Annotated in this window: 19 protein-coding genes and 1 riboswitch; of the genes, 6 read left to right on the plus strand and 13 right to left on the minus strand. The window is 44.5% G+C overall.

Going from position 1 to position 24,633, the window contains the following annotated elements; all coding sequences use genetic code 11:
* Nucleotides 1–870 precede the first annotated feature (870 nt).
* Both C4S60_RS14645 and C4S60_RS14650 read right to left on the minus strand, forming a co-directional pair.
* A complete protein-coding gene (locus tag C4S60_RS14645; RefSeq protein WP_146060875.1) occupies nt 871–1,485 on the minus strand; it encodes a hypothetical protein in 615 nt (204 codons plus the stop codon).
* Between the two features lie 69 nt (nt 1,486–1,554).
* Nucleotides 1,555–2,880 (minus strand): serine hydrolase domain-containing protein, encoded by a 1,326-nt coding sequence (locus C4S60_RS14650; RefSeq protein ID WP_103881101.1) that lies wholly within the window; start codon nt 2,878–2,880, stop codon nt 1,555–1,557.
* A gap of 109 nt (nt 2,881–2,989) precedes the next feature.
* On the opposite strand from C4S60_RS14650, the gene C4S60_RS14655 reads away from it, so the two are divergent.
* Nucleotides 2,990–3,856 (plus strand): LysR family transcriptional regulator, encoded by an 867-nt coding sequence (locus tag C4S60_RS14655; protein ID WP_103881102.1) that lies wholly within the window; start codon nt 2,990–2,992, stop codon nt 3,854–3,856.
* Nucleotides 3,857–4,372: 516 nt separating this feature from the next.
* Here C4S60_RS14655 and atzF read toward each other — a convergent pair.
* The 11 genes from atzF to C4S60_RS14710 all read right to left on the minus strand — a co-directional run bounded on the left by atzF (nt 4,373) and on the right by C4S60_RS14710 (nt 18,572).
* On the minus strand, nt 4,373–6,172 hold the full coding sequence (gene atzF, locus C4S60_RS14660; protein ID WP_103881103.1) for an allophanate hydrolase: 1,800 nt from the start codon (nt 6,170–6,172) through the stop codon (nt 4,373–4,375).
* A 20-nt stretch (nt 6,173–6,192) separates the two neighbouring features.
* Nucleotides 6,193–9,783, minus strand: a complete 3,591-nt coding sequence (uca, locus tag C4S60_RS14665) for an urea carboxylase (RefSeq protein WP_103881104.1) — start codon at nt 9,781–9,783, stop codon at nt 6,193–6,195.
* A gap of 93 nt (nt 9,784–9,876) precedes the next feature.
* Nucleotides 9,877–10,515 (minus strand): urea amidolyase associated protein UAAP2, encoded by a 639-nt coding sequence (locus tag C4S60_RS14670; protein WP_103881105.1) that lies wholly within the window; start codon nt 10,513–10,515, stop codon nt 9,877–9,879.
* An 11-nt stretch (nt 10,516–10,526) separates the two neighbouring features.
* Entirely contained in the window at nt 10,527–11,291 is a 765-nt protein-coding gene (locus C4S60_RS14675; RefSeq protein WP_103881106.1) for an urea amidolyase associated protein UAAP1, read from the minus strand.
* 10 nt (nt 11,292–11,301) lie between these two features.
* The gene (locus C4S60_RS14680) at nt 11,302–12,108 is read right to left on the minus strand and encodes an ABC transporter ATP-binding protein (RefSeq protein WP_103881107.1); all 807 of its coding nucleotides are present in this window, start codon (nt 12,106–12,108) and stop codon (nt 11,302–11,304) included.
* The gene (locus tag C4S60_RS14685) at nt 12,101–12,931 is read right to left on the minus strand and encodes an ABC transporter permease (protein ID WP_103881108.1); all 831 of its coding nucleotides are present in this window, start codon (nt 12,929–12,931) and stop codon (nt 12,101–12,103) included. The genes C4S60_RS14680 and C4S60_RS14685 overlap by 8 nt, the downstream gene beginning before the upstream one ends.
* Nucleotides 12,932–12,964: 33 nt before the next feature.
* Nucleotides 12,965–14,038: a putative urea ABC transporter substrate-binding protein gene (locus C4S60_RS14690; RefSeq protein WP_244183110.1), complete on the minus strand. Its 1,074-nt coding sequence runs from the start codon at nt 14,036–14,038 to the stop codon at nt 12,965–12,967.
* A 63-nt stretch (nt 14,039–14,101) separates the two neighbouring features.
* A riboswitch (guanidine-I (ykkC/yxkD leader) is annotated at nt 14,102–14,199 on the minus strand.
* 854 nt (nt 14,200–15,053) lie between these two features.
* A complete protein-coding gene (locus C4S60_RS14695) occupies nt 15,054–15,353 on the minus strand; it encodes a hypothetical protein (protein ID WP_103881110.1) in 300 nt (99 codons plus the stop codon).
* 62 nt (nt 15,354–15,415) lie between these two features.
* Complete coding sequence (gene uxuA / locus C4S60_RS14700) at nt 15,416–16,597, minus strand: mannonate dehydratase (protein ID WP_103881111.1); 1,182 nt, start codon at nt 16,595–16,597, stop codon at nt 15,416–15,418.
* Between the two features lie 126 nt (nt 16,598–16,723).
* Nucleotides 16,724–17,491: an FCD domain-containing protein gene (locus C4S60_RS14705; protein ID WP_103881112.1), complete on the minus strand. Its 768-nt coding sequence runs from the start codon at nt 17,489–17,491 to the stop codon at nt 16,724–16,726.
* 103 nt (nt 17,492–17,594) lie between these two features.
* The gene (locus tag C4S60_RS14710) at nt 17,595–18,572 is read right to left on the minus strand and encodes a TRAP transporter substrate-binding protein (RefSeq protein WP_103881113.1); all 978 of its coding nucleotides are present in this window, start codon (nt 18,570–18,572) and stop codon (nt 17,595–17,597) included.
* 302 nt (nt 18,573–18,874) lie between these two features.
* Between C4S60_RS14710 and C4S60_RS14715 the strand changes: the two genes are divergently transcribed.
* From C4S60_RS14715 to C4S60_RS14735, 5 genes are all read left to right on the plus strand, one after another.
* Nucleotides 18,875–19,387 (plus strand): TRAP transporter small permease, encoded by a 513-nt coding sequence (locus tag C4S60_RS14715; protein ID WP_103881114.1) that lies wholly within the window; start codon nt 18,875–18,877, stop codon nt 19,385–19,387.
* A 15-nt stretch (nt 19,388–19,402) separates the two neighbouring features.
* Nucleotides 19,403–20,704 (plus strand): TRAP transporter large permease, encoded by a 1,302-nt coding sequence (locus tag C4S60_RS14720; RefSeq protein WP_103881115.1) that lies wholly within the window; start codon nt 19,403–19,405, stop codon nt 20,702–20,704.
* Nucleotides 20,705–20,784: 80 nt separating this feature from the next.
* A complete protein-coding gene (locus C4S60_RS14725; RefSeq protein WP_103881116.1) occupies nt 20,785–22,248 on the plus strand; it encodes a fructuronate reductase in 1,464 nt (487 codons plus the stop codon).
* A gap of 12 nt (nt 22,249–22,260) precedes the next feature.
* A complete protein-coding gene (gene uxaC, locus C4S60_RS14730) occupies nt 22,261–23,664 on the plus strand; it encodes a glucuronate isomerase (RefSeq protein ID WP_103881117.1) in 1,404 nt (467 codons plus the stop codon).
* A 9-nt stretch (nt 23,665–23,673) separates the two neighbouring features.
* Nucleotides 23,674–24,630 carry a sugar kinase gene (locus C4S60_RS14735; protein ID WP_103881118.1) on the plus strand — a complete coding sequence of 319 codons (957 nt, stop codon included), beginning with the start codon at nt 23,674–23,676 and terminating at the stop codon, nt 24,628–24,630.
* Nucleotides 24,631–24,633 lie beyond the last annotated feature (3 nt).

Here is a 24,633-nt window from a genome sequence, read left to right on the forward strand (position 1 = left end):
TCTTACCATGAGAAACTAAACTCAAAAAACACAAATAACCACTTAAAATACAATAAGTTACCGTGAAACTATTTTTTAGTAGATTTAAAACACCTAGGAAAAACCCTTAATATCTCACCTAAACAATAACAAAATAGACAGTGCAATTAGTTCAATAATGAAACTAGTTTTATGAACTTATCTCGACACTTCAAATGCTGTATCACCGTCTTTTTTAGTATTTCTTCGAATACGGTTGGAGTACGAACCTGAACGATTCATTCAGCAGCTTGCTAATACAACAAGCGGCAAACCAAAGTTAAAAACTGCTAAATATAATGATAAACACCTAAGCATACTATTTATTAAAGAGACACTTTAACTGGGCATAAATTGCAATAATGTAACTCATTTTTGGACAGAAGAAATCTAGTCTCCATTGTTTTTAACATCCCCCAGAATGCCGTCATCCTCACGCAAGTGAGGATCTCCTAAAGCGCGTAGCTAATTGAAAAATTAATAACTACGTCGCGTAAATTGCGTTCACAACACGCTGTATGAGATCCCCTTTTTCAAGGGGATGACGGGGCTATTTTTTTGGTTTAGAAACAAAAAAAGGGGCATAATTGAGCCTGCGAAGATCCCGCTGACACGTCTCTGGACAATTTCGTGTTAAGACTATGTGGTAAATTGAGACTGTCCTGAATCCTTTGATAACTTTCAGTATTTAAAAATTTATTGTTTTTCTTAAGAATAAAAGAGCTCCAAAGACGAAGACGTAACCGTTAAGGCGAGTCGTTTGCCTACCTTCAAACAATTATATTCTTCGCCTTTCAAGATAAATCTTAGGTTAACAATTTACTATACGCTCGTGACGAAGGCGATCTCGCGTCAAAAGCCATAATTAACTCGCAGCCAAAAAGTTGTACTGCCACTACCCGTTAGCTTTGTCGAGCCCGTGTAGTCAACTTTGATTCCAGTAGTAGTATTTTTCCCAATATTAACATCGCCACCTAATTCTAGCTGAGGTACCCACGTGTCATCATTTTTGAAATAGGTAGACTTCGGGTTCGCATAAAGCCGACCAGCCTGTTGGGTCCATTGAATGAATACCCCAGGTTGGACTATTGTCGTCCCAGACTCGCCTTGAATAGAATTTGGATCTCGATACGGATTATAGCCTGCCGTCAGCATTGGGGAGACGATTAGACCAGTATCGTACTTTATGTTGTACATTAGCCCAGCGGTAGCGACGGTAAACTCTCGATCAAATATAAAATCTGCGGTATAACTCATACCCTCTTGCAAATTGAAGTAACGAGTTCTAGCTCTTGTCTTGCCGCTTTCGTAAAAATTAACACCACCAAGTAATATATGATTACCAAATGCACCTGCTAAGTTTACTTGCGATGCCTTTTCACTAATAGCAGCACCTAAAGATGCAGCAAAACCATAACAGGGATACATAAATATCGAAACGAGAGCAAATAAAGTGACTTTTTTCATTGCAATGACCACATGACATTCCGTAAAGAAGAAAAAGAGGGCTATTTTGCCCTCTCGGATTAATTGCTACTATTTGGATAAAGCTTCTACAATGGCATAAAGACCATTTAAGTCGTAAGCCTCTTGCTCCGGGGTCACGGATTCTGTTGCTGAAGACTGCTTAACAATTGCCACTTCACGCTCGCGATCGATATAAATCCATTGACCATGAATACCAATGGCCATGAACGCTTCTGAACCTGGTGTATGTTTTACCCACCACTGCGAACGATAGCTCCACTCACCACCCGGCATGTTTTCACTGGCGTCTGGGCCTTTTGCAAAGGCCTCTCTATCACCTCCTTTTGCAATTTGATCAATAACGCGTTTGCTAACAACTTGTTGACCATTAAATTCGCCATTATTGAGCATCATCATTGCGAACTTAGCTAGGTTCATAGGAGTAGCATTTAGACCTCCCCCTGCAACCAAGTTGGCATTGTTGTCCAACAAAACATAAGTTTCTCCTTCAGTGCCTAGCTTCGACCACAACTTCTCTTCCATTGACTCTTGAAAAGTCTGGCCATTGGCACGACTAGTTATCCAATTGACGACATCAGTTTTAGGTGTTTGGTAGTGGAAAACTTCTCCGTGCTTGTAATCTTTGTCAATCTCTAGTGTTTGCAGATAGCTATAGAGATTTTCTGGATAATCAATACCTTCAACTTTTTTTGTCCACCCTAAAACTGCGCCGTAAGTACGAATACCGGATGTTGGGTCTGCGTAATGCTCAGTAAAATCCATTGAGTTGGTCATATTTAGGACTTGTTCAACGGTCGCTTTATTGAAGCCTGAAGCTATTTCAAGCTCTGGGACATGCATGATCACAGGATCACTTTCGTTTACTTTCCCTTCATCGATAGCCATCATCGCCAGTAGCCCACCAAACGATTTCGTAACAGACATCATTTGATGTGGGGTATCTGGAGACATACCATTTAGGTAATGTTCAGAGACTATTTTGTTGCCCTTGATGACAACTAGGCTATCGGTCCAAGTTTCAGTCAAATATTGTTCAAACGAACGCAACTCACCGTTGGCATTCTTAACTTTTATGTGGCTCAAATCTTTAGGATCTTGTTCTAGAATTACCGGATTATCTGCTGGGGAAATATCTGAACTTGGATAGAACATACGCATATGCTGATATGACCAACGATTATAGGGTGGCGTCTGCAAGGCATTTTCTTTTGTTACCTGTTTGTCTCTAGGGACAACTAACCCTTCCATAATTCCAAGCTCAGAAGCGGTTGCGTAAGGATTGTCGACCAGAGCTTGTTCTATATCACTTGAGTTGGCATAAGCTGCGCCTGCAACTACGCTTACAATTGCCAGTGCTATTATTGATCGTTTCATAAAGTACCCTCTATCTGTTAACTGTCTACCTACTGAAAGTGTTGGAACGATTTTAGTCTGCATAGTAAAATCGCGATTGTAAGAAGGTTAAAGGTAGAGTTTAAGGTTTATGATCATAACGACTGAACGTTTAAGGTATTTTGTGAGTGTTGCCGAGCAGGGTAGCTTTTCTGCTGCAGCCAGAGAACTTGGCGTCAGTGTCAGCGCAGTCAACCAAACGATTATTAATCTAGAAGAAGACTTGGAAGTGACGCTATTTGAGCGGCGCAGTGGCAAAAAGCCTAAACTGACTGTTGAAGGGAGGTCATTGTATTTTAAAAGTCTCGATGTTTTACCACGCATATTGGGGATAGAGCAGTACGCAGAAACGTTAAAACTAGGGGTAGAAAGTGCTGTGACGATAGCGGTACATCCGTATAGTTTCTACAACAAGTATGTTGAATTATTCAAAGCCTTTACCGATAAATACCCACAGGTTCAGCTAAACATAGTCGATAGTGAAACCTTAGAGACATTTGATGAGGGCTTTGACTTGCTAATTGCACCATCTAGCCTAGAGGTAATGAGGGCAAGGAATGTCGAATCGGTTGACCGCTTGGAATGGAAGATCGTTTGCTCCGAAGAACATCCATTAGCGAAACTTAAAGGTAGAATTGAGGTGGCAGATTTACAAAATCACACGCAACTGATGATGGCCGAGGGGTTTATTACCAAACCAGAGTATCGAGAGGCACTGCGGTATTCATCAAGCTTTATCAATGTCACTAACTTTTACCAATATAGGCAGCTACTTCTGAGCGGCGTCGGCTTTGCCACTTATCCAGCCGAACTTCTCAATAACAATGACGGAGATAGAAAACTCATTATCCTAGATTTTGAGTTCGGTTCTGAAGGAAACTCATGGCCTATCGATCTTGTTTGGAGTGATAATATTGGCATTGCGGGTCAATGGTTGGTGGGACAACTGACAGGTTAGAATCAAGGGATAGATTCTTTGCCTGTTTTAGAGACTCTAAGACAGCCAAACACGCTGTATTTATGAGTCTGTTATCTATACCATTGAACCTCCGAACGCACTCGTTGGTTGTATTCAAAATTTGACTCGTAATTCCGAATAATGTCTCCGCTTCAGCTTTAATGATGATAATTGGTTTCATTTCTCCAGATAATGCGTTGTTAAGAAGTTCGGAGTCGAAAAGAATATGATTTTGTCTAAGTGCTGTAACTAAACTTTGAAGCTGTCTTTTTGTTGAAGTTAAAGTCATGACTGCTACCTGCTAATTATGAGTTAACTGCCATTTTAGGTACTCTATAGCAAGTATGGGTGTAAGGTCCTTATAGCTTAGCTTTATGGTTTAAAGTAGCTTCGTTTATCATTCGATGATAAGGAATGTGTAGTAGTTCATGTTAATTTTCTCTCCTCTTTGGAGACAGCGTCTGCTAGAGGCTTAGGACGCTCACCTAAGCCTGCTACTTATATGAGAAGCATCAATTACGACTGCACCAGAAAGTTTCTCCAACCTCCTGTTCCTGTAATATCGGTTGCTCCTTCAATCCCAATACTTTCACAAATGAAACCTTTTACCCATTCGCCAGAATCAAGCTCTACACTCCCTAAACCTAATGGGTGGGGAATTTGGACTAACAATGCACCCAATTGTTTTTTGGGAATACGCCAGATTTCGACTTCAATCTTTTGGCCCTCGTTTTGACTGCGCACCAGTCCGGGTCTCAATGGAGGCCCACCAGCTAAACAGTACAGAGCGTAGTGTTCTGACGTAGTTGTACGTTTCTTAAAGTTGGCACCTAAATCAATCAGTTGATGGTTGAGAGCTAAGTCCTTCATGTGAGCACCGCATACAAGAAGGTCAACACTGTCCGCATTTTCAGGCTCAATCTTTGTTGCACCTAAAGGCAGGTTCATCGCCTGTTGCCACTCAGAAGCCAGGGTCATGAGCGCCTCATCTTGAAATGCCCCTGCGAACAAAGTTACTCCAAATGGCAGGCCTGCTTCAGTAAAACCCGCAGGCATCGCAATCGCACTGTAGTCCAGCAGGTTCATGAAGTTGGTGTAATGACCCAGGTTTGTATTGAGCAAAATTGGGTCCGCATTTACCTCTTCGATGGTGTAAATGGTACCCGCGGTTGGTGTCAGCACAACATCAACATTATCCATCAATTGATCACATTGCACTTTGAACTCTTGCAGTTGATACATCGCTTTGAACGCATCAGCAGCCGAAAGGTCCTTTGCTCCTCCAATGATGGTTTGAATCACATCCAAGCATTGCTCGTGATTGCTGTCAAAGAACGATTCAATAGCGGCATAGCGCTCGGCGACCCAAGGACCTTGATACAAAAGATTCGCAGCCTTGATAAAAGGCTCTAATTCAAATGGGACAACTTCTGCTCCCAACGACTCCAAGCGGGCAACTGATTGTGCATAGAGCTTGCGATACTCGTCATTTCCAAAGAACTCTAGTTGATCCTCTGTCGGCACACCTACCCGAAGTCCAGAAAAATGAATATTGCCGTCTAACGCCGGTTGTATTGCATGACGAGCAAAACAGTCTGTCTCATCGTAACTCGCTCCTACCTGGTAGAGGGTCTTTAGATCTTCCGCAGTCTTAGCAAAAAAAGTTACACAATCGAGCGTTCGACAAGCAGGAACAACACCCGTGCAACTCAAAAGCCCCTTACTTGGTTTCAAGCCAAAAAGGTTATTAAATGCCGCGGGCACGCGGCCGGAACCTGCTGTATCAGTGCCTAAGGCAAAATATACTTGATCAGTTGCAACCGCTACGGCACTACCTGAACTCGACCCACCTGAAATATAGGCTTCATCAAAACTATTTTTCACCGCACCCCAGGGGCTACGAGTTCCCACTAAGCCCGTTGCAAATTGGTCTAAGTTTGTCTTACCCAATGGCACTGCTCCGGCTTTTATTAGTTGCTTAACCACATAAGCCGAATCCGCGGGTTGGTATCGATAAGCATCACAACCTGCCGTGGTATCAAGACCAGCGAGGTCAATATTGTCTTTAATGGCAAACGGCACTCCATATAGTGGCAACTGGTCAATATCTTGAGTTTTAAGGTCAACAAGATAGGTGTCTAATTGCTGGTCGGAAATCACTGAAATCCAAGCATTAGATTCGTCTGTCCTCACTTGCTCAAGCTTAGTACGTAAAAACTTTTCTACGCTAACCTCTCCGCTTCGGTAGGCATCACGCAAGCCATTAATTGTAAGTGGCTCGGGTCGTTCCTTGTTTGCTGTCATTGAATCTGTCATCTTTTCTATCCTTCGAATCATTAAGCCGCCGTCGTATTTACCACGAGGAGAGGTTCACCCGCATGCACCTGCGCACCAGCTTCATGACAAATCGTGTCAATCACTCCAGATACGCTCGCCGTCACTTCTAGCTCCATCTTCATGGCTTCCAGAATCATCACGACGTCATTCTCTTTAACGGTTTGCCCCGGCTCGACTAACACTTGCCAAATATTGCCTGCAACGTGGCTTTCAATCGCTTCTTGTCCTTCTTCTAGTTCTGTTTGAACACTAGATTGTTCGATTTCAGTAGCAACAAAATTAGCCTGCCCGGAATCTTCCCAGCGCTGACGCTCCTCTTCGAATGCCTTTTGCTGGCGAGCTTTGCTTTCTTTGATTTCATCGGCATGTTCATCAAGCAGAGATTGGTAGTCCGCAAGAGAAAACTCTGTTTCTTCAATCTTCACCGGGTAGTGACCTTGTGGATGCTTCTCCCGAATATCGAGCAACTCTTCGGCACTCACTTCATAAAACTTAATTTGGTCAAAGAAACGCAGGAGCCAAGGTTTAGAGAACGCTTCGGTCTGACGATAGCGATTCCACATTTGCAACGTACGACCAACAAACTGATAGCCGCCAGGGCCTTCCATGCCATAAACACACATGTAAGCACCACCAATGCCCACGGCATTTTCTGGCGTCCAGGTTCGTGCTGGGTTGTATTTTGTGGTCACAAGGCGATGCCGTGGGTCCATCGGTGTTGCGACTGGAGCTCCAAGATAGACATCCCCTAGCCCCATTACCAGGTAACTGGCATCAAAGACAATGCGCTTTACGTCCTCAACCGAATCAAGTCCATTGATACGACGGATAAACTCAATGTTGTCCGGGCACCAAGGCGCGTCTTTACGAACGACTTCGTCATACTTGCGAATCGCTAGTCGAGTCGCTTCGTCATCCCAAGAAAGCGGTAAGTGCACAACGCGCGCAGGAACAATCAACTCATCGATGTTATCCAGGCTCGCTTCGATCTGTTCCAGTTCGCTAAGCAACTGCTCTCGTGGCAATAACAGATTGTCGTAATGAATTTGCAGAGAACGAATACCCGGGGTTAACTCTTGCACCCCGGCAAGATTTCTTTGTTGAAGCTTGAGCATCAAAGCATGCACACGGAAGCGCAGACGAATATCCAGTATCTGCGGACCATACTCCACCAATAAGTAGTCCTCCCCACTTGGGCGATAGACGACTTGTTCACCGTACTGGTTAGCTGGAGTCGTCTTGATGATTGGTGAATCTAACTCTGCTTTTGGCAGCGCCAACTCATTAATCACTCCCGTTTCAATCTGCGAGAGTTGCGCGCGCTCTGCAAGCTCTGCATCTGCTAGCGACACAGGAGTGAATCGAATCTTGTCGCCCGCTTTAAGCTGCCCCATCTTCCATAGGTCAGCTTTGATGATGGTGGCTGGACAGACGAAACCACCGAGGCTTGGTCCGTCAGGGCCTAAGATAACTGGCATATCTCCAGTAAAGTCGATGGTGCCAACAGCATAGGCGTTATCGTGAATATTTGATGGGTGTAACCCCGCCTCGCCGCCATCGGTACGTGCCCAATCCGGCTTGGGGCCAATTAGGCGAACGCCAGTACGACTTGAGTTAAAATGCACTTTCCACTCTGCATCAAAGAAGGCGTTGATATCTTCTTGAGTGAAGAAATCTGGCGCACCGTGTGGGCCATAAATTACGCGGATCTGCCAATCACCGTTAAATTTGGGTTGGGCAATAGAACTGAACGTAGTTGTGCTCGCCTGCGAAGCTTGATTAATATGCAGCACGTCACCCGCTATCAATGCGCGGCCAGCGTGACCGCCAAATTGTCCTAAAGTGAACGTTGAGCGACTTCCGAGATATTCCGGGCAATCAATACCACCATTTACAGCAAGGTACGTACGAGCACCATCTAGCACCTTACCAAGCTTCAGCGTTTGGCCTGATTCAATCTCAATGGCAGTATTCATCGCTACCGACTCACCATCCAATGACGCTTGGATACTAGCCCCCGTCAGAGCGATACGAGTCGCTTGATTAAACTTAAGCGTTGGACCTGAGACGATGATTTCCAAACCAGCACATGATTCATCATTTGCTAATAGTGCATTTGCTAAACGGAAGCTTAGTGAGTCCATCGGACCTGAAGGCGGCACACCTATATCCCAGTATCCGGTGCGTGCCGGGTAATCTTGAATGGTTGTTTGCGTTCCACCGCTAATCACATCAAACGTATTCGGCTTGAATTCAAATGTATTAAGAGATTGAGTTAGCACCTCACCTTTTTTTACAAGGTCACTGGCTAATAGTTGACGCAAATACGCTTGATTGTGTTCGATACCGTAAATCGTGCTGTTGTCTAAGCTTCGTTTAAGCTCCGCCAGTGCCGTTTCTCTGTCTTTCGCATGCACAATCACTTTGGCGAGCATAGGGTCGAAGAATGGCGAGACTTCAACCCCGGCTTCAATCCAATGTTCGACTCGCAAGTTTTCCTGCTCTGCCCACTCCACATGACTCAAGAGCCCCGCACATGGCTGAAAGTTTTTATTGGCATCTTCTGCGTACAATCGAACCTGAATCGCATGACCTTGCGATGTTAGGTTCGCACCCAACATAGAAAGGTCAAGCTGCCCTGCACCTTGGCGAACCATCCATTCAACCAGATCAACACCAAATACCTCTTCAGTCACGCCATGCTCAACCTGCAGACGTGTATTGACCTCCAGAAAGTAGAACTCTTGTGTCTGCTGATCCAGGACGAATTCAATCGTACCTGCATTCCGATAGTTCACCTCACGGGCGAGACGAACAGCAGTGTCTTGCAACTTAGCCCGTGTTTCATCACTGAGGTTAGGTGCCGGTGTTTCTTCAATGACTTTCTGATTACGGCGCTGAGCAGAACAATCCCGCTCACCCAGAGCAACGACACAACCTTGTCCATCACCAAATATCTGTACTTCAATATGACGGGCCTGTTGAATAAACTTCTCAATGAAAACGCCGCTGTTACTGAAATTATTTTCACTCAATCGCTTAACGCTGTCGTAGGCCTCATCCAGTTCTTGACTGGTAAAACAGCACTGCATGCCGATACCACCGCCACCAGCAGTACTCTTAAGCATCACTGGGTAGCCGATCTTCTGAGCTTCCAATAGTGCTTGCTGCTTGTCATTCAATAGATCTGTTCCTGGTAGCAATGGCACATTCGCTTGAGTCGCGATGCTACGCGCTGAGTGTTTTAGACCGAACGCTCGCATTTGTTCTGCTGTTGGCCCCAAAAAGACCAGTCCTTCTTGTTCGCAGCGTTCGACAAAATCCGGGTTTTCACTTAGGAAGCCATAGCCAGGGTGAATCGCTTCAGCGCCTGACTGTTTAGCCATTGAAATAATCTTGTCTTGGTCGAGGTACGTCTCCGATGCACCACCCTGCCCAAGAGAGAAGGCTTCATCAGCATCGACGACATGTAAACTTTGAGAATCTGCTTCACTGTATACAGCGACGCTTCCGATATTGAGTTGTTTTAATGTACGGATAACTCGGCAGGCAATGGCACCACGGTTAGCAATTAACACCTTACTAAACATATTTTTGTCCCTAAAGTCCGGGTCGTCCCGGAAAAATAAAGAGCATTCACTAGGGTCGTCCCTTGCTCAATTTTTGCAGCTACCTTGCTGATTTTATTGCCATACAATGACCTCTACAGGTGTAGGGTTGTAGGCATTACATGGGTTATTCAGTTGGGGGCAGTTCGACATTAATACGATGGTATCCATGTGCGCTTTCAGTTCCACATATTTACCTGCACCACTTATACCATCGGCAAACGTAAGTCCACCTTCTGCTGTCACAGGCACATTCATGAAAAAGTTGATGTTATGGGTAATATCACGCTTAGACATACCAAACTGTTCGTTTTCAGCGACTGCTAACAGCCAACTGTCACGACAGGCATGCATACATTTTTTATCAATCGAGTAACGCACCGTATTGCTCTCAGTAGCACATGCGCCGCCAAGCGTGTCATGTCGACCACAGGTATCCGCTACAATCTCGAGCATCACATTTCCTTGGTCAGAAAGAATCTTAGTTCCCGCTGTTAGGTAAACATTACCCTGCTCACGAATGGTATCGATAGCACTGTAGCGCTCTGACGGATCGTTCGCGTTGTAGAACAAAGTATCGGCCGCTTGGTTACCTTCAATATCGAGAATACGAACCGTCTGACCTTTCTTCACAACTTTCATGTAGTAATCACCGGCAGAAACAACATCACGACAAAGTGCTTCACTCGGTTCTAATTGACTCTCTACAATCATGTTTTACTCCTTTAACAACAGTGATTTATGGTGGGTGATTCAACGGTTTGCCCGACCGTACTTGCGTAGCGGCGGTTGTTCTCAAACCCTCGCTTGTTCTCTTCACGATGGTTTAGACAAGTGTCGCTTTCCTGCATCGGCTCAGACTCAAATACTGTGACCTCTACAGGCTTGTATGGATATATCTCTGATGGGTTAAGCGGATGTGGACAAGTCGTCATTACGACCAAGGTATCCATCTCAAAACGCAGCTCAATACAGTCGTCGGCTTTACTGTGTTGTGGGTCATAATTAAGGTTACCCAGCTCATCGGTCGACACTTTACTAAACAAGTTTAAGTTCGCAGCCAAGTCACGCTTACCTAAACCGTATTTAGCGACTTCGACTAACAACGCATCATAACCGTTTTGCTTCCAACGGTTGCGCTCGGTCTGATAATCTCTCTCTCCCCACTTCTGGGCCACTTTCTGTTTATTGGCGACACCACAAACTGTGTCAATCCAACCGGTATCATCGCGTACAATTGAGCAGAAAATACGTCCCATATCTGAGTACAAACAATTACCTGTAGTCAGCTTGAAGGTATGCTGACACTTCAATGTATCGGGTGCGTTGTAGCGCTCTAACGGGTTGGTAGGGTTGTAGAACAACACACTCATGTTCGCGCCCCCTTCAAGGTCTTTGAACCTAACTGTTCGCCCCTTCGGCACAACCATTGACCAGTGTGCGGCCCCAGGCAGTGTGTCTGAAAATATCACTTCCTGTCTTGCTAACATATTTCATTCCTTATGCAATTTTCTGAAGAAGTTGTTCTGGTGGGTTATGTTTCAGCTGCTCGGTCGGGATATCAAACGTCACCTGGGCACCAAATCGCTCTGGAGCTTGCTCATCTTGGCGAGTGTGATCAAACACCCACAGGCGATTGCCTAAATAGAACCCTTCGCTAAGATCGTGAGTGATCATAAATACCGTCAGATTTTGCTCTTTCCACAGTGATTTCACGAGTAAATGCATGTCTTTACGAATGCCAGGATCGAGTGCACCAAACGGCTCATCCAGTAACAATATTCTTGGTTTCTTTATTAGCGCTTGAGCGATAGAAAGGCGTTGTCTCATACCACCAGAAAGCTCGTGTGGATACTTATCTTGAGCGGCTAACAAGCCCACTTGTTTGAGCATGTCCAGGGCTTGTTTTTTTGCTTGTTGCTTTTTAGCCCCAAACAGACGCCCTAAGAAAGTGCTGGCAATACCGCTCTGCTCGAATTCATAGCCAAGCATCACATTCTCTAGTGCTGTCAGATGTGGAAACACTGAGTACTTTTGAAATACGATGCCTCGCTCTACGCCCGGCTCTTGAGTCAGGGGCTGACCATCCAGCAGTATCTTGCCTCTCGAAGGTATTTCTGTACCTAAAAGCATATTGAGAAAAGTCGTTTTTCCGCAGCCAGAAGCGCCAACAACACTGACAAAATCACCCTCATTAACAGTGAGATTCAGGCGTTCAAGAACAATGTTATCTCCGTACTCTTTCCAAACTTGTTTGATTTCAATAATCGGACGTTTGTTTTCTTTTATTGATTGCGGCTTAGCCATGATTCTCTCCTTGAGACTGGTGATACCATGGACTCAGTTTTCGTGATACCAAACGTAATAGCCAATCCATACTGTAGGCCAGGATAGTGATCCACAATACGTAAGGTAAAATCACATCCATTGACAAGTAACGTCGAACTAAAAAGATGCGATAACCTAAGCCTTCCGTTGCCACTATCGCCTCTGCAGCAATCAAGAATAGCCATGCACTGCCTAACGTTAGGCGTACGGCTTCAATTAGCTTTGGCATGATTTGAGGCAAAATAACTCGAATGATAATTTGCCAGCTGCTGGCCCCTAAAGTTTGCGCCTTTATGAGCTGCTCATCAGGTAAGCTTTGTACCCTTAGCTGAATATCACGAATAATGATGGGACATACACCGATAACAATCAGCACGACCTTAGAAACTTCACCCACACCGAACGAAATAAACAAAATCGGTAATATCGCCATCGGCGGGATAAGAGAAACTGCGGTGATCACCGGTGACAAAGAAGAACGTACCAATGGAATAATGCCCGTGGCAATACCAAGCGATAACCCAATCAGTGCACTGATACCAATCCCCCAGCTTAATCGTGCAAGACTGGCAAAGGTGTCCGTCCATAACAGGTATTCACCCGTTCTTCTGCTTGGAGTAAAAGCCATTCTGTCGATTGCATCAGCAAAACTGCTAAAAGCCGGAAGTAGCTTATCGGCTGAGTTTGCTGCCAGCCTGGCATCTGAAGCCGTCACGTAGACGGCAACCAGAATAAGAAACGGCATCACTCCTAGCATAACGCGCCCAAACTTAGACGGGTGGCGATTAATTACTTTGGTCATAACGACTCCATTTACTTTGACCGAACATCGAGATTACAGCTTGTTATCCGCTGCCATCTCCATATATTCAGAAGTAAATCTAAGCTTGATGTTGCTTGGGTCGCCGTAAACACCAGTCGGTGTTTCGATACCAATAAAACCAGCATCAGGAGCACCTTCACCAAGTAAGCCATGCTCAAATGAAAACTCGCTGACTTTTTGCATGGTTGTTGCGAGCTTAGGGCTTTGTGTAAAGCTCACTGCTTCATCTGCTGAGTAGAACATATTGGTCGCTTTTAGCTGAGACTTGTAACCGTCAAGATCAGTACCAGAAGCCTGTGCCATATACGATTTAGCTTCGTCACCCTGTGCTGGAGATTGCATGATAGACATGATTTCGTACCAGGCACCAGTCAAGGCTTTGCCTAAGGCGGGGTTACTTTCCAGGGTCTCGGTATTCACCACCAATAGATCGATAATTTCGCCAGGAATGTCAGAAGAGTTGAAAACAACGGAAGTGTCTGGTTGAGAAGTGATCTCGCTCAACAACGGATTCCAAGTCACTACAGAAGTAACTTCATTGGTACTGAATGCAGCTACTAAATCGGCATCTGAGGTATTCACGACCTTCACATCGCGTTCACTCAACCCCACGCTTTCTAATGCACGAGCCATCAGATAGTGGGAAACGCTTAGCTCCACGAGATTAATAGACTGCCCTTTAAGATCTTCTAGCTTTTTTTCCCCTTTAAGAACAATGCCATCATTACCATCCGAGAAATCACCAACCACAAGCGCCGTTGAATCGACGCCACTAGCAGCAGGGATTGTCAAAGCGTCCATATTAGTCATGACAGTTGCATCAAATTGGCCGGTTGTGAACTGATTGATCGACTCTATGTAGTCGTTAACTTGCACAACATCGATCTCAATACCATACTTATCCGCCCACTTATCTAAGATGCCAGAGTGATCTGCATAATCCCACGGCATCCACCCTACATAGATAGACCATGCGAGCGTAAACTTTTCTTTCTCTTGTGCGAGCGCCATTGTGGAAAAAGCTGAAGTGAGTAGTGTGGTACCAACAACGGATGCGAGTAGGCTTTTCTTGATTTGAGCTTTCATTGGAATCTCCTCCATGAGTCACGAGATATAAACGCAAGAGACATAACCAATTGGCTTGGTTTAATCTCCCGGGCTTCTATCCCTCCGTGTGACCCCTTGCGAGGTTGACAACTCTCGACCCAGACACTGTTTCAACAGCCGGAACCCTAGATGTCTATTGCCAAATTGTGGTCAGAGGGGCTATTTACCCAACCAACTTTACGCTCTTGTGAACTTACGAAAGATAATCCAATTCCCATGCCAAAAATATAAATTCATTATTTATCAGCATCTTAGTTTAATTCACATGTCGATACACAATTAAAAATGACCATTTTGGTGCAAAAATTTCTATATCAGTGCAGTTAGACCAGAAGTGTTCTGACTGTTTTGGGGGATGTGGCGAGGACCATCATCGAAACTGAAGCGGATTGTCCCTTAGACATTAAAATGCAAAAGAGTCGTTCTGCGATTGGAAATCAGTGAGACCGTTTGTTTAAGTAGGAACCTTTACAAATGCTGGATGGTGATGTTTGCAACCAAAAGATGTCCAGCCATATAACTAAATATCTATAAATTAAGAACGCATTAAAACCATAACGTGTCCCAATATTAATACTGCACAAAGTTGAGTTTCGACAGAATCTCTGATCACAAAGCTACCAAGTAACCTCATAACTTGTTTTTGGACATAAATGAGTCAGTGCAATTGCTAATTTAGCAGTTTGCGGATTAGTCTACGTATGTCAAATGAACTGTAAGCTAAGCATATTTACAGGATGCCAATCGATGGAACTAAATCAAGAAGCTACGACCTAAATGGCTACATCCTTTAATAGTCGTAGTCTCATGCTTAAATCTCTCAACAAAACAACTAACTAGAAGCAGCACAACAAAGCCTCCAAACTCCCTGACTCCAGTAAATTCTTCCCAAATTGCGAGTTGACAAAAAACCTCCAACCAAGCTGAACTTAGTTGGAGGTTGGATGGTAATTGTCGTTTTTAAGAACGGAATTTTATTAGATTAACAGCTTAACTACGATCGTACGTCTACATAAACTGTATGATAACCAACTCCTTGTCCATCATTTGCTACTAGCTGTATTCTATAAACTCCAGGAGCGTTGAAGGTAACTTCTGTTGACAGTTTATTCTGAGATGAGAACTCAACATTTTTAGGGTCACCGTACTTAAAGTAAGTAGTTTTATTATTTTTATCTTCACCAGTCGGATATTTATCTACATCATCAGGTATTACAGTCCATTTTAAGTCGAAATCGTCTCCATCTTTATCAAAAACATTCCCGCTAAGAGAAATAGTATCACTTACATTCAAGTCTAAGACTTGATCCTCTCCAGCATATACATCTGGCGGGATATTTTTGATTGCTATATTACTTACTTATAAAAAGTACGTTTCAATGCCATCTCTAAACCACGAACTTCAGCCAAACCTTTCAATCGACCAATTGCCGAGTAACCAGGGTTGGTCGTTTTCTTTAAGTCATCTAGCATTTGATGACCGTGATCTGGACGCATCGGAATCAGTTGTTCCTTTCCGTTATCAGCACGACGCTTCTCCTCGGTAAGCAGTGCCATGACTACGTTGTACATGTCGACATCACCTTCCAAGTGAGCCGCTTCATGGAAACTCATAGGGTTATCTTCACGTTGCGTCGAGCGAAGGTGAGTGAAGTAAACACGGTCGCCATACTCTTTGATCATGTTAACTAGGTCGTTGTCACCACGAACACCGTAAGAGCCAGTACACATAGTGATGCCGTTAGCTTTGCTCGGCACTTCATTAGTTAGCCATGCGATATCGTCAATGGTTGATACAATACGCGGTAAGCCCAGAATTGGACGCGGTGGATCATCCGGGTGAACTGCCATCTTCAGGCCAGTTTCATCACATACAGGCATAAGCTCTGATAGGAAGTAAGCCATATGCTGACGCAGCTGGTCCTTGTCAATGCCTGCATAGCGATCGAGCTGAGCTTGGAACTCTTGGAGGGTGTAGCCCTCTTCAGCGCCTGGTAGGCCAGCGATGATGTTGCTAGTTAGCTTGTTGATATCTTGCTCAGTCATAGCTTCGAAGTATTCACGAGCCTCAGACTGTTCTTGCTCAGAATAATCGTTCTTTGCTCCTGGACGTTTTAGGATAAAGAGTTCAAATGAAGCAAATGCGATTTGATCAAAGCGGAGCGCTTTAGAACCGTCTGGCATCTCAAATTCAAGGTCAGTACGGGTCCAGTCTAGAACGGGCATGAAGTTATAACAAACTGTTTTGATGTTGCAGTCTGCAAGGTTTTGTAGCGTCTGCTTGTAGTTATCAATCCACTGCTGGTAGTTACCCGTTTGAGTCTTGATTTCTTCGTGTACCGGCACGCTTTCAACGACTGACCAAGTCAGACCTTTGCTTTCGATTAGCTCTTTACGTTTTATAATTTCTTCTTTTGACCAGACTTCGCCATTTGGGATGTGATGCAGTGCACTTACCACACCCGTTGCACCAGCTTGTCTTACATCGTCAAGAGAGACTGGGTCATTCGGCCCATACCAACGCCATGTTTGTTCCATGTAATTTACCTTTTTAGAGATGTAACCAGCCCTCTCGCATAAACGAGATAAATGAGCTAATCACATTAACGACTTCTTAAAATTGGCTATAAGATGTTATAGCCGCCAGATAGGCCGAGTCTTCGGCTAAGAATTATTCAATTCAACTGAAACCACGGGGTTTGAGCTAAACAAATAACCATCAAATTCAGGGTCATCAATATCAGACAACTCCAAAAGGCGCTGTTTGACATTCTCAAGGTGTTGCCACATAGCAATTTTTGCTGCTAAAGGATCTCTGCGTTGTATAGCAGCAAGAATTTTTGCATGGTCTTCCATCCACTCTCTACGATATTCTTGTCCGCGTATACGAGAGTGCAATTTTTTCCACATAGAACTTCTTGAACGACGTCTCCAGGAGTCTTCTAAAATTGACACAAGAACACTATTTTGAGTCGCTTCTGCTATACAGATATGAAATTGCTCGTCGCCCTTACTTTCATTAGAGCCACTATCGAGTTCCTCTCGTTCTAACGCAAGAGCTTGACGCATTCTACCTATATCATTAGGCGTGGCCATCGTTGCTGCAAACTCAGCAATATTACTTTCCAGTAACTGCCGGGCTTGCAGCATTTCGAATGGACCTGCATCATCATTGTCTAGACTTTCATTTTGTGATGGAGATGCCGATGGGATTTTGCGAACATACACACCAGACCCTTTTTTAACCTCTACAAATTGCTGTATTTCCAGCATGATAATTGCCTCACGGACAACTGTGCGGCTGACATTCATGCGTTGAGCTATATCACGCTCTGGCGGTAGTCTGTCTCCGACTTTGTATAGTCCGTCAACAATTTCGTTTTGTAGCATTAAACCAATCTTTTGGTAGGCTTTTTTAGGTTTCTCTCGCATTTTATTTATACGTTCGCTCAATTTATCAACACTCATTAATCATATAGATTATGATTAATTGGTCAACCAAAAATCTAATAATGTAGCAACATCCTTGGTGATGTTATTGTACCGCTTTAATCCTTTCAACCAATTTGCTTAGTTCAGGGTTAGAGGTTGCGATTTTTTTGTACATCGGCTGTACTGCATCAACAAAAGCATCTTTATTTGGTTCAACAAATGTTACCCCCATCTTTTCTGCCTTAGTTCTTTCTTTTGCTTCCGACTCTGCCCAAAGCTTCTTCATATACTCAGATGACGCTTTTGCTGCTTTCCTTAGTGATTCTTGCTGATCTTTAGTCAGACCATCGAATGTTTTTGTTGAGATAACTAAAACATCAGGAACCATAGTATGTTCGTCCATACTGTAGTACTTAGAGACTTCACTGTGGCGGCTCAGGCTGAAAGAAGGAATGTTGTTTTCCGCTGCATCAACAACGCCTTGCTGAAGAGCTGTGTACAGTTCACCATATGCAAGAGGAGTTGGACTACCACCTAGTGCTTTAACCATCGCGATTGCTGAAGGGCTAGGCTGAACGCGAACCTTCAGGCCTTTTAGATCTTCAGGTGTTTTGATTGGCTTGCTTGTGTAAAAGCTACGGGCGCCTGCATCGTAGTATGTTACGCCTACAAAGCCACTTTCTCTTGATGAGCTCAGAATTTCTTCACCAACCGAGCCACCAGTTACGCTGTAATAATGGTTTTTGTCACGGAACAAGTAAGGCAGGTTAAACGCGGAGTAAGAAGGAGAAAATGCCTCTAGTTCTGCTGCGTTACTTTTCACTAAATCTATAGCGCCATTTTGCATTAGCTCCATAGATTCACGTTGTGTGCCAAGTTGAGCATCTGGATAGATACGAATGCGAACTTCTCCATCCGTTAGTTTTTTAACTTCTTTTGCCATGTAGTCCATTGCTTTATGAACGGCATGGTCTCGAGGGTGGTTATGGCTAAGCTTCAATGTTGTTGCTGCATATGCAGAAGCAGTTGCACCGAAGATCATTGCTGCACCGATAGCGGCGCTTAATAGAGTCCTTTGCATTGTATTAACCTTTTGTTTGTATGTATTGGCATCCCAAAATGTAGGGTATTTGTTGTTTACGAGATAATATTGGCATACCAAACAAGGGTGAGTCAAAAAACAACGGCTCAAACATTGAACTAAATCACGTATATTGCCAATAAATTGGCATGCCAATATTTATGTGATGTTGCTCACATGACATTTTTATGAACTTATCCGATAATTTGTAACGAACAAATGACTTACTTACATACCAATATTAAACAACCAAAAAATATTGGCATGCCAATATTGCGTTTAATAGGTAAAAGGAAAAGATAATGAATAAACTGGTCAACTATATAAATAGAGGGCTTGCCGGTTTTACGGTCTCTCTCTCGACCTTTTTGGTTTTTTGCGTAATTTGGCAGGTTTTGTCTAGATATGTAATTGGAAAACCAAGCACAGTTACCGATGAATTAGCTCGTTACCTATTTATGTGGGTTGCGTTGGTCGGAGCTGCCTATACGACCGGCTTAAAGCGTCACTTGGCAATTGACTTATTGACAATGAATTTAAGTGGCAAAAGAAAAGTGATTAACGAGATTTTTATCCAACTAGCTATTGCAGCATTTGCCGCGATTGTACTTGTATATGGTGGCTCAAAGCTTGCCTTAAAAACTCTATCGCTAGGACAGGTTACGCCAGCTTTGGGACTTGAAATGGGATACATCTATTTCTGTTTACCGCTCAGTGGTGCATTAATGATCTTTTACTCCGTAGTTTTTTCGTACGATTTAGTGAAAAAACTTTGTGGCATTGAAACGCCGACTCCTGAATCGCAAGTCGAATAAGCAAGGATACCCATCATGGAAATGCAAGTATTATTAATTTTATTTGGTACATTTGGCGTGTTGCTCGCCCTAGGTGTACCAGTTTCGTTTGCGATAGGCTTGTCATCGCTAACAACAATATTAACGAGTTTGCCATTAGAACCTGCAATTGCTGTAGTCGCTCAGCGAATGGCTGCAGGGTTAGACAACTTTGCACTGCTGGCTATACCTTTCTTTATCCTAGCAGGGAACATTATGAACCAGGGCGGCATTGCTTTGCGTCTTATTAACTTTGCTAAAGTGTTAGGTGGTCGCTTACCGGGAGCATTGGCACACGTAAACGTTATGGCAAATATGATGTTCGGTTCAATTTCTGGTTCAGCAGTAGCGTCAGCAGCGGCTGTTGGTGGAACAATGTCCCCTCTACAGAAAAAAGATGGCTACGATGAACATTTCTCTGCTGCCGTTAATATCACTTCATGCCCAACGGGACTATTAATTCCGCCAAGTAACACTCTGATAGTTTTTTCATTGGTTTCTGGTGGTACTTCTATCGCGGCTTTGTTCTTAGCAGGCTATATTCCAGGTATCCTTATGGGACTGAGTTTGATGGCCGTTGCAGGCTATATCGCTAAAAAACGAGGCTACCCTGTCGCTGAGAAACCGTCTCTTCAAGTTGTGTGGGATACGTTCTTAAAAGCTGCACCTTCTTTGATGCTTATTGTTGTCATTATGGGGGGCATTATCGGCGGCATCTTTACTGCAACAGAGGCGTCAGCAATTGCAGTGGTTTATACCTTTGCCCTCGCAGTTTTGATTTATCGCGAAGTTAGCTGGAAGCAATTACCAAAAATTGTTCTTGAATCAGCAGTGACTACCTCTATTGTATTGCTTCTGGTTGGTGCATCGATGGGGATGTCCTGGGCGATGGCTAATGCAGATATCCCGTATATCATCGCTGATGCACTGCTAGCAATCTCTGAAGATCCGCTGATGATTCTACTTATCATCAACCTGATTTTGCTAATTGTTGGCATATTCATGGATATGACTCCAGCGATTCTGATTTTTACACCGATTTTCCTTCCAATTGCATTGGATATGGGAATCGACCCAGTACACTTCGGTATCATGATGACGTTCAACCTAGCTATTGGTATCTGTACGCCACCAGTTGGTAGTGCTCTGTTTATTGGTTGCTCGGTAGCTAACGTTCCAATTAACAAGATTATTAAACCATTACTTCCATTTTACGCAGCGTTGATTGCAGCGCTGATGGCAGTAACTTTTATTCCTGAGCTTAGCTTATTCCTACCGGAGCTAGTTCTCGACTACTAATTTATAACGACAAATAACTTATAACGAAAAATAACACTTCCTGCAGGTAAACATTAACTTGCAGGAAAAGGGGTTCTTACATGAAAAATATCGCAAATACGACGTTAAATAGCTCTACGATGCAGCCGGGCTATGATCGCAGCCGACTAAAAAGCAAGATAGTCCACCTTGGCTTCGGCGCATTTCACCGCGCACACCAGGCGTTGTTTACTAATGAACTGGCTCAGAAAACGGATAGTGATTGGGGATACTGTGAGGTAAACCTATTTGGTGGCGAAGAACTGATTGAGCAACTGAGAGAACAGGATCATCTGTACACTGTCGCTGAAAAAGGCGCTGAAAAAAATGATGTGAAGGTCATAGGTTCAGTTTGTGAGTCACTTCACCCGACTTTTGACGGCGAAGAGGCGGTTATTGAGAAAATGGCGGAACCACAGGTGGCAATCGTTTCTATGACCATCACAGAGAAAGGCTACTGCGCCGACCCTGCGACCGGCAAGCTCGATAAAAACAATGCCCTAGTCATCGCCGATTTAGCTAACCCAAATCAACCAAAATCTGCTCTTGGTTACATTGTGCAGGCTCTAAAAGTACGTCGTGAACGCGGCCTAACACCATTTACAGTGATGTCTTGCGACAACGTACAAGAGAACGGTCACGTGGCAAAATCGGCCATCTTGGAGTTTGCAAAACTACTTGATGCTGAGCTAGGTGCTTGGATTGAAGCCAATGTGACTTTCCCATGCACTATGGTTGACCGCATAGTTCCGGCTGCAACTGAAGAGACACTCAACGAAATTACCGATCTGCTAGGCGTACAAGATCCATGTAGCATCGCATGTGAACCATTCCGTCAGTGGGTAATCGAAGACAACTTCGTTGCAGGGCGCCCAGACTGGAATATCGCTGGTGCAGAATTTGTCGCAGACGTCGTGCCATATGAAGAAATGAAACTCCGCATGCTAAATGGCAGCCACTCTTTCCTTGCTTACCTTGGTTACCTTGGTGGCTACGCGCACATTTCAGACACAATGACTGACGAAGGCTACCGCAAAGCAGCATTCGACATGATGATGAAAGCACAAGCGCCATCACTCAACATGCCAGAAGGCACTGATCTGGAAGGCTACGCGAAACTACTTATCGACCGTTTCACTAACCCAAGCCTGAAACACAAAACATGGCAAATTGCGATGGATGGTAGTCAGAAGATCCCTCAGCGTATGGGTGGCAGCTTACGCTTCCATCTAGAGCAAGGTTCAGACTTCAAATGGCTTGCGGCGGGTATCGCAGGTTGGATGCGTTATGTTTCGGCAGTTGATGAACAAGGTAATGAGATAGATGTTCGTGATCCTATGGCAGAACAGCTGAAAGCAGTATGTGATGTGCATGGCCAGAATGTTTCAGTTGTTCCGGCACTCTTGTCTATCGAAGCCGTTTTCGCTCCAGAGATTGGCCAAAACCCTCAAGTTATCGATGCAGTAAGCTCTGCGTACCAATCTCTTATTGAGAAGGGTGCACGAGCTACCGTTGCAGCACTTTAAAAGGAAACAAACATGAAAAACTTTCTATGTGATGACTTCCTACTAAGTAATGAGACGGCTCGCCGTCTCTACCATGAGCACGCAGCTGACAAGCCAATTTTTGATTACCATTGTCACCTGAACCCAGCAGAAGTTGCACAGAACCGCCAGTTTGAAAACATGAGTCAAATTTGGCTCGAAGGCGATCACTACAAGTGGCGTGGTATGCGCTCTGCGGGCATTGAAGAGCGCCTAATTACGGGTGATGCAAGCGAGTACGAAAAGTTCCAGGCGTGGGCCAAAACGGTTCCTATGACATTAGGCAACCCACTCTTCCATTGGACTCACCTTGAGCTTCGTCGTCCATTCGGCATCACTAACAAACTGCTTAACCCAGAAACGGCTGATAGCATTTGGCATGAGTGCAACGAGCTTCTACAAACATCTGAATTCTCTGCACGCAGCATCATGAAACAAATGAACGTAGTGATGGCGGGAACGACCGATGACCCTATTGATACATTAGAACATCATGCAGCCATTGCCGAAGATGAGAGCTTTGATGTTGAAGTACTACCGAGCTGGCGTCCAGATAAAGCCTTCAAGATTGAATTAGACGGTTTTGCTGACTACATGACTCTACTGGGCCATGCCGCTGATATTGAAATCACGAGCTTTGACGCTTTACTTCATGCTCTCGATAACCGCCTAGCTCACTTTGACGCTCACGGCTGTCGTGCAGCTGACCACGGTATTGAAGTGGTTCGTTATGCCGAAATCCCATCAGAAAAAACACTTGATAGCCTGATTACCCGTCGATTAAACGGTGAAGAACTTACCGAAACAGAGTGTGCGCAATTCTCTACTGCTGTACAAGTATGGCTGGGCAAGCGCTATGCAAAACTGGGCTGGGTAATGCAACTACATATCGGTGCGCAACGTAACAACAACACTCGTATGTTCAAGCTACTAGGCGCAGACGCTGGCTTTGACTCCATCAGCGATCGTACATTCGCATTCGAGCTGGCTCACCTGTTAGATGATATGGACAAGACCAACGAGCTGCCAAAGACCATCCTTTACTGCCTAAACCCTCGTGATAATGAAATGATGGCGACAATGATTGGTAACTTCCAAGGTGGTGGTATCGCCGGCAAAATCCAGTTTGGCTCAGGTTGGTGGTTCAACGACCAGAAAGATGGCATGCAGCGCCAGATGGAACAGCTTTTTCAGCTAGGTCTACTAAGTCAGTTCGTTGGTATGCTTACGGACTCGCGCAGCTTCCTATCGTACACCCGTCACGAGTACTTCCGTCGCATCCTATGTGACATGATCGGCCGCTGGGTAGAAAACGGTGAAGTACCCAATGACATGTCACTGCTTGGTCCTATGGTTGAAGATATTTGCTTTAACAATGCTAAACGCTACTTCGCGTAAGAACTGGTTATGAAGAATATCGCAATAATTGGAGAGTGCATGATTGAGCTGAACGGCAAACCGTTCGGCGCAATGCACCAAACCTTTGGTGGGGATACACTTAACGCTGCGGTTTACCTGAGCCGCGGTTGTGAACTCAATACTGAAGAACAAGCTATCACCGTTTCTTACGTTTCTGCAATGGGTGCTGATCCGTTGAGTGAAGGTATGATTGCTCGTTGGCAGCAAGAAGGCATAAACACCGACCTTGTACTGCATGACGAAAGTCGTACCCCAGGCCTTTACCTCATTCAGCTAGATGACCAAGGCGAACGTACTTTCTTATACTGGCGTAACCAATCGCCAGCGCACTACCTACTGCAACATCCAGACTTCAACCGGATTAAACAATCTCTAACAAAAATGGATATGGTGTTTGTCAGTGGTATCAGCCTAGCGATTTTGCCTGATGAAGATCGCAGCAAGCTACTCACTCTGCTTGCTGATCTTCGCCATCAAGGGGTAGAAGTATCATTCGACAGCAATTACCGCCCGGCTCTATGGCCAAATGATGAGCTGAGAACGGTCAAAGAACACTACAAAGCAATGTATCAAACCACAGATTTAGCGCTGGTCACTTTTGATGATGAACAGCTGATCTGGGGTGATAAAACACCTGAAGATACATTGACCCGCCTGCATAACCTTGGGGTCACTAAGGTTGTGGTCAAACTGGGTGAGAAAGGTTGTCTTGTTGGTGACACTACCCATGATAACAGTTACACAGTGCCGACAATACCAGTCGAAAATGTCATCGATACCACGTCAGCGGGTGACTCATTTAACGGCGGTTTTCTCTCTTGCTACTTAGCAGGAGGCTCCCTAGAACAATCATGCCAACGCGGCAATGCACTTGCCGGCGTGGTAATCCAACACCGTGGCGCAATCATTCCCAAATCAGCCACTGATGTTGTGACTCAAAAATAGAAT

Origin of the sequence: Vibrio hangzhouensis (genome assembly GCF_900107935.1) — a bacterium.
In the GTDB taxonomy this organism is placed as follows: domain Bacteria; phylum Pseudomonadota; class Gammaproteobacteria; order Enterobacterales; family Vibrionaceae; genus Vibrio; species Vibrio hangzhouensis.

Bases quoted from the DNA above. Each gene is read 5' to 3' on its own strand.
- C4S60_RS14670 (WP_103881105.1), bottom strand. From the start codon at position 10,515: ATGATTGTAGAGAGTCAATTAGAACCGAGTGAAGCACTTTGTCGTGAT.
- uxuA (WP_103881111.1), bottom strand. From the start codon at position 16,597: ATGGAACAAACATGGCGTTGGTATGGGCCGAATGACCCAGTCTCTCTT.
- atzF (WP_103881103.1), bottom strand. From the start codon at position 6,172: ATGACAGATTCAATGACAGCAAACAAGGAACGACCCGAGCCACTTACA.
- C4S60_RS14650 (WP_103881101.1), bottom strand. From the start codon at position 2,880: ATGAAACGATCAATAATAGCACTGGCAATTGTAAGCGTAGTTGCAGGC.
- uca (WP_103881104.1), bottom strand. From the start codon at position 9,783: ATGTTTAGTAAGGTGTTAATTGCTAACCGTGGTGCCATTGCCTGCCGA.
- C4S60_RS14705 (WP_103881112.1), bottom strand. From the start codon at position 17,491: ATGCGAGAGAAACCTAAAAAAGCCTACCAAAAGATTGGTTTAATGCTA.
- C4S60_RS14680 (WP_103881107.1), bottom strand. From the start codon at position 12,108: ATGGCTAAGCCGCAATCAATAAAAGAAAACAAACGTCCGATTATTGAA.
- C4S60_RS14690 (WP_244183110.1), bottom strand. From the start codon at position 14,038: ATGAAAGCTCAAATCAAGAAAAGCCTACTCGCATCCGTTGTTGGTACC.
- C4S60_RS14675 (WP_103881106.1), bottom strand. From the start codon at position 11,291: ATGTTAGCAAGACAGGAAGTGATATTTTCAGACACACTGCCTGGGGCC.
- C4S60_RS14725 (WP_103881116.1), top strand. From the start codon at position 20,785: ATGAAAAATATCGCAAATACGACGTTAAATAGCTCTACGATGCAGCCG.
- C4S60_RS14710 (WP_103881113.1), bottom strand. From the start codon at position 18,572: ATGCAAAGGACTCTATTAAGCGCCGCTATCGGTGCAGCAATGATCTTC.
- C4S60_RS14715 (WP_103881114.1), top strand. From the start codon at position 18,875: ATGAATAAACTGGTCAACTATATAAATAGAGGGCTTGCCGGTTTTACG.
- C4S60_RS14655 (WP_103881102.1), top strand. From the start codon at position 2,990: ATGATCATAACGACTGAACGTTTAAGGTATTTTGTGAGTGTTGCCGAG.
- C4S60_RS14720 (WP_103881115.1), top strand. From the start codon at position 19,403: ATGGAAATGCAAGTATTATTAATTTTATTTGGTACATTTGGCGTGTTG.
- C4S60_RS14685 (WP_103881108.1), bottom strand. From the start codon at position 12,931: ATGACCAAAGTAATTAATCGCCACCCGTCTAAGTTTGGGCGCGTTATG.
- uxaC (WP_103881117.1), top strand. From the start codon at position 22,261: ATGAAAAACTTTCTATGTGATGACTTCCTACTAAGTAATGAGACGGCT.
- C4S60_RS14735 (WP_103881118.1), top strand. From the start codon at position 23,674: ATGAAGAATATCGCAATAATTGGAGAGTGCATGATTGAGCTGAACGGC.
- C4S60_RS14645 (WP_146060875.1), bottom strand. From the start codon at position 1,485: ATGAAAAAAGTCACTTTATTTGCTCTCGTTTCGATATTTATGTATCCC.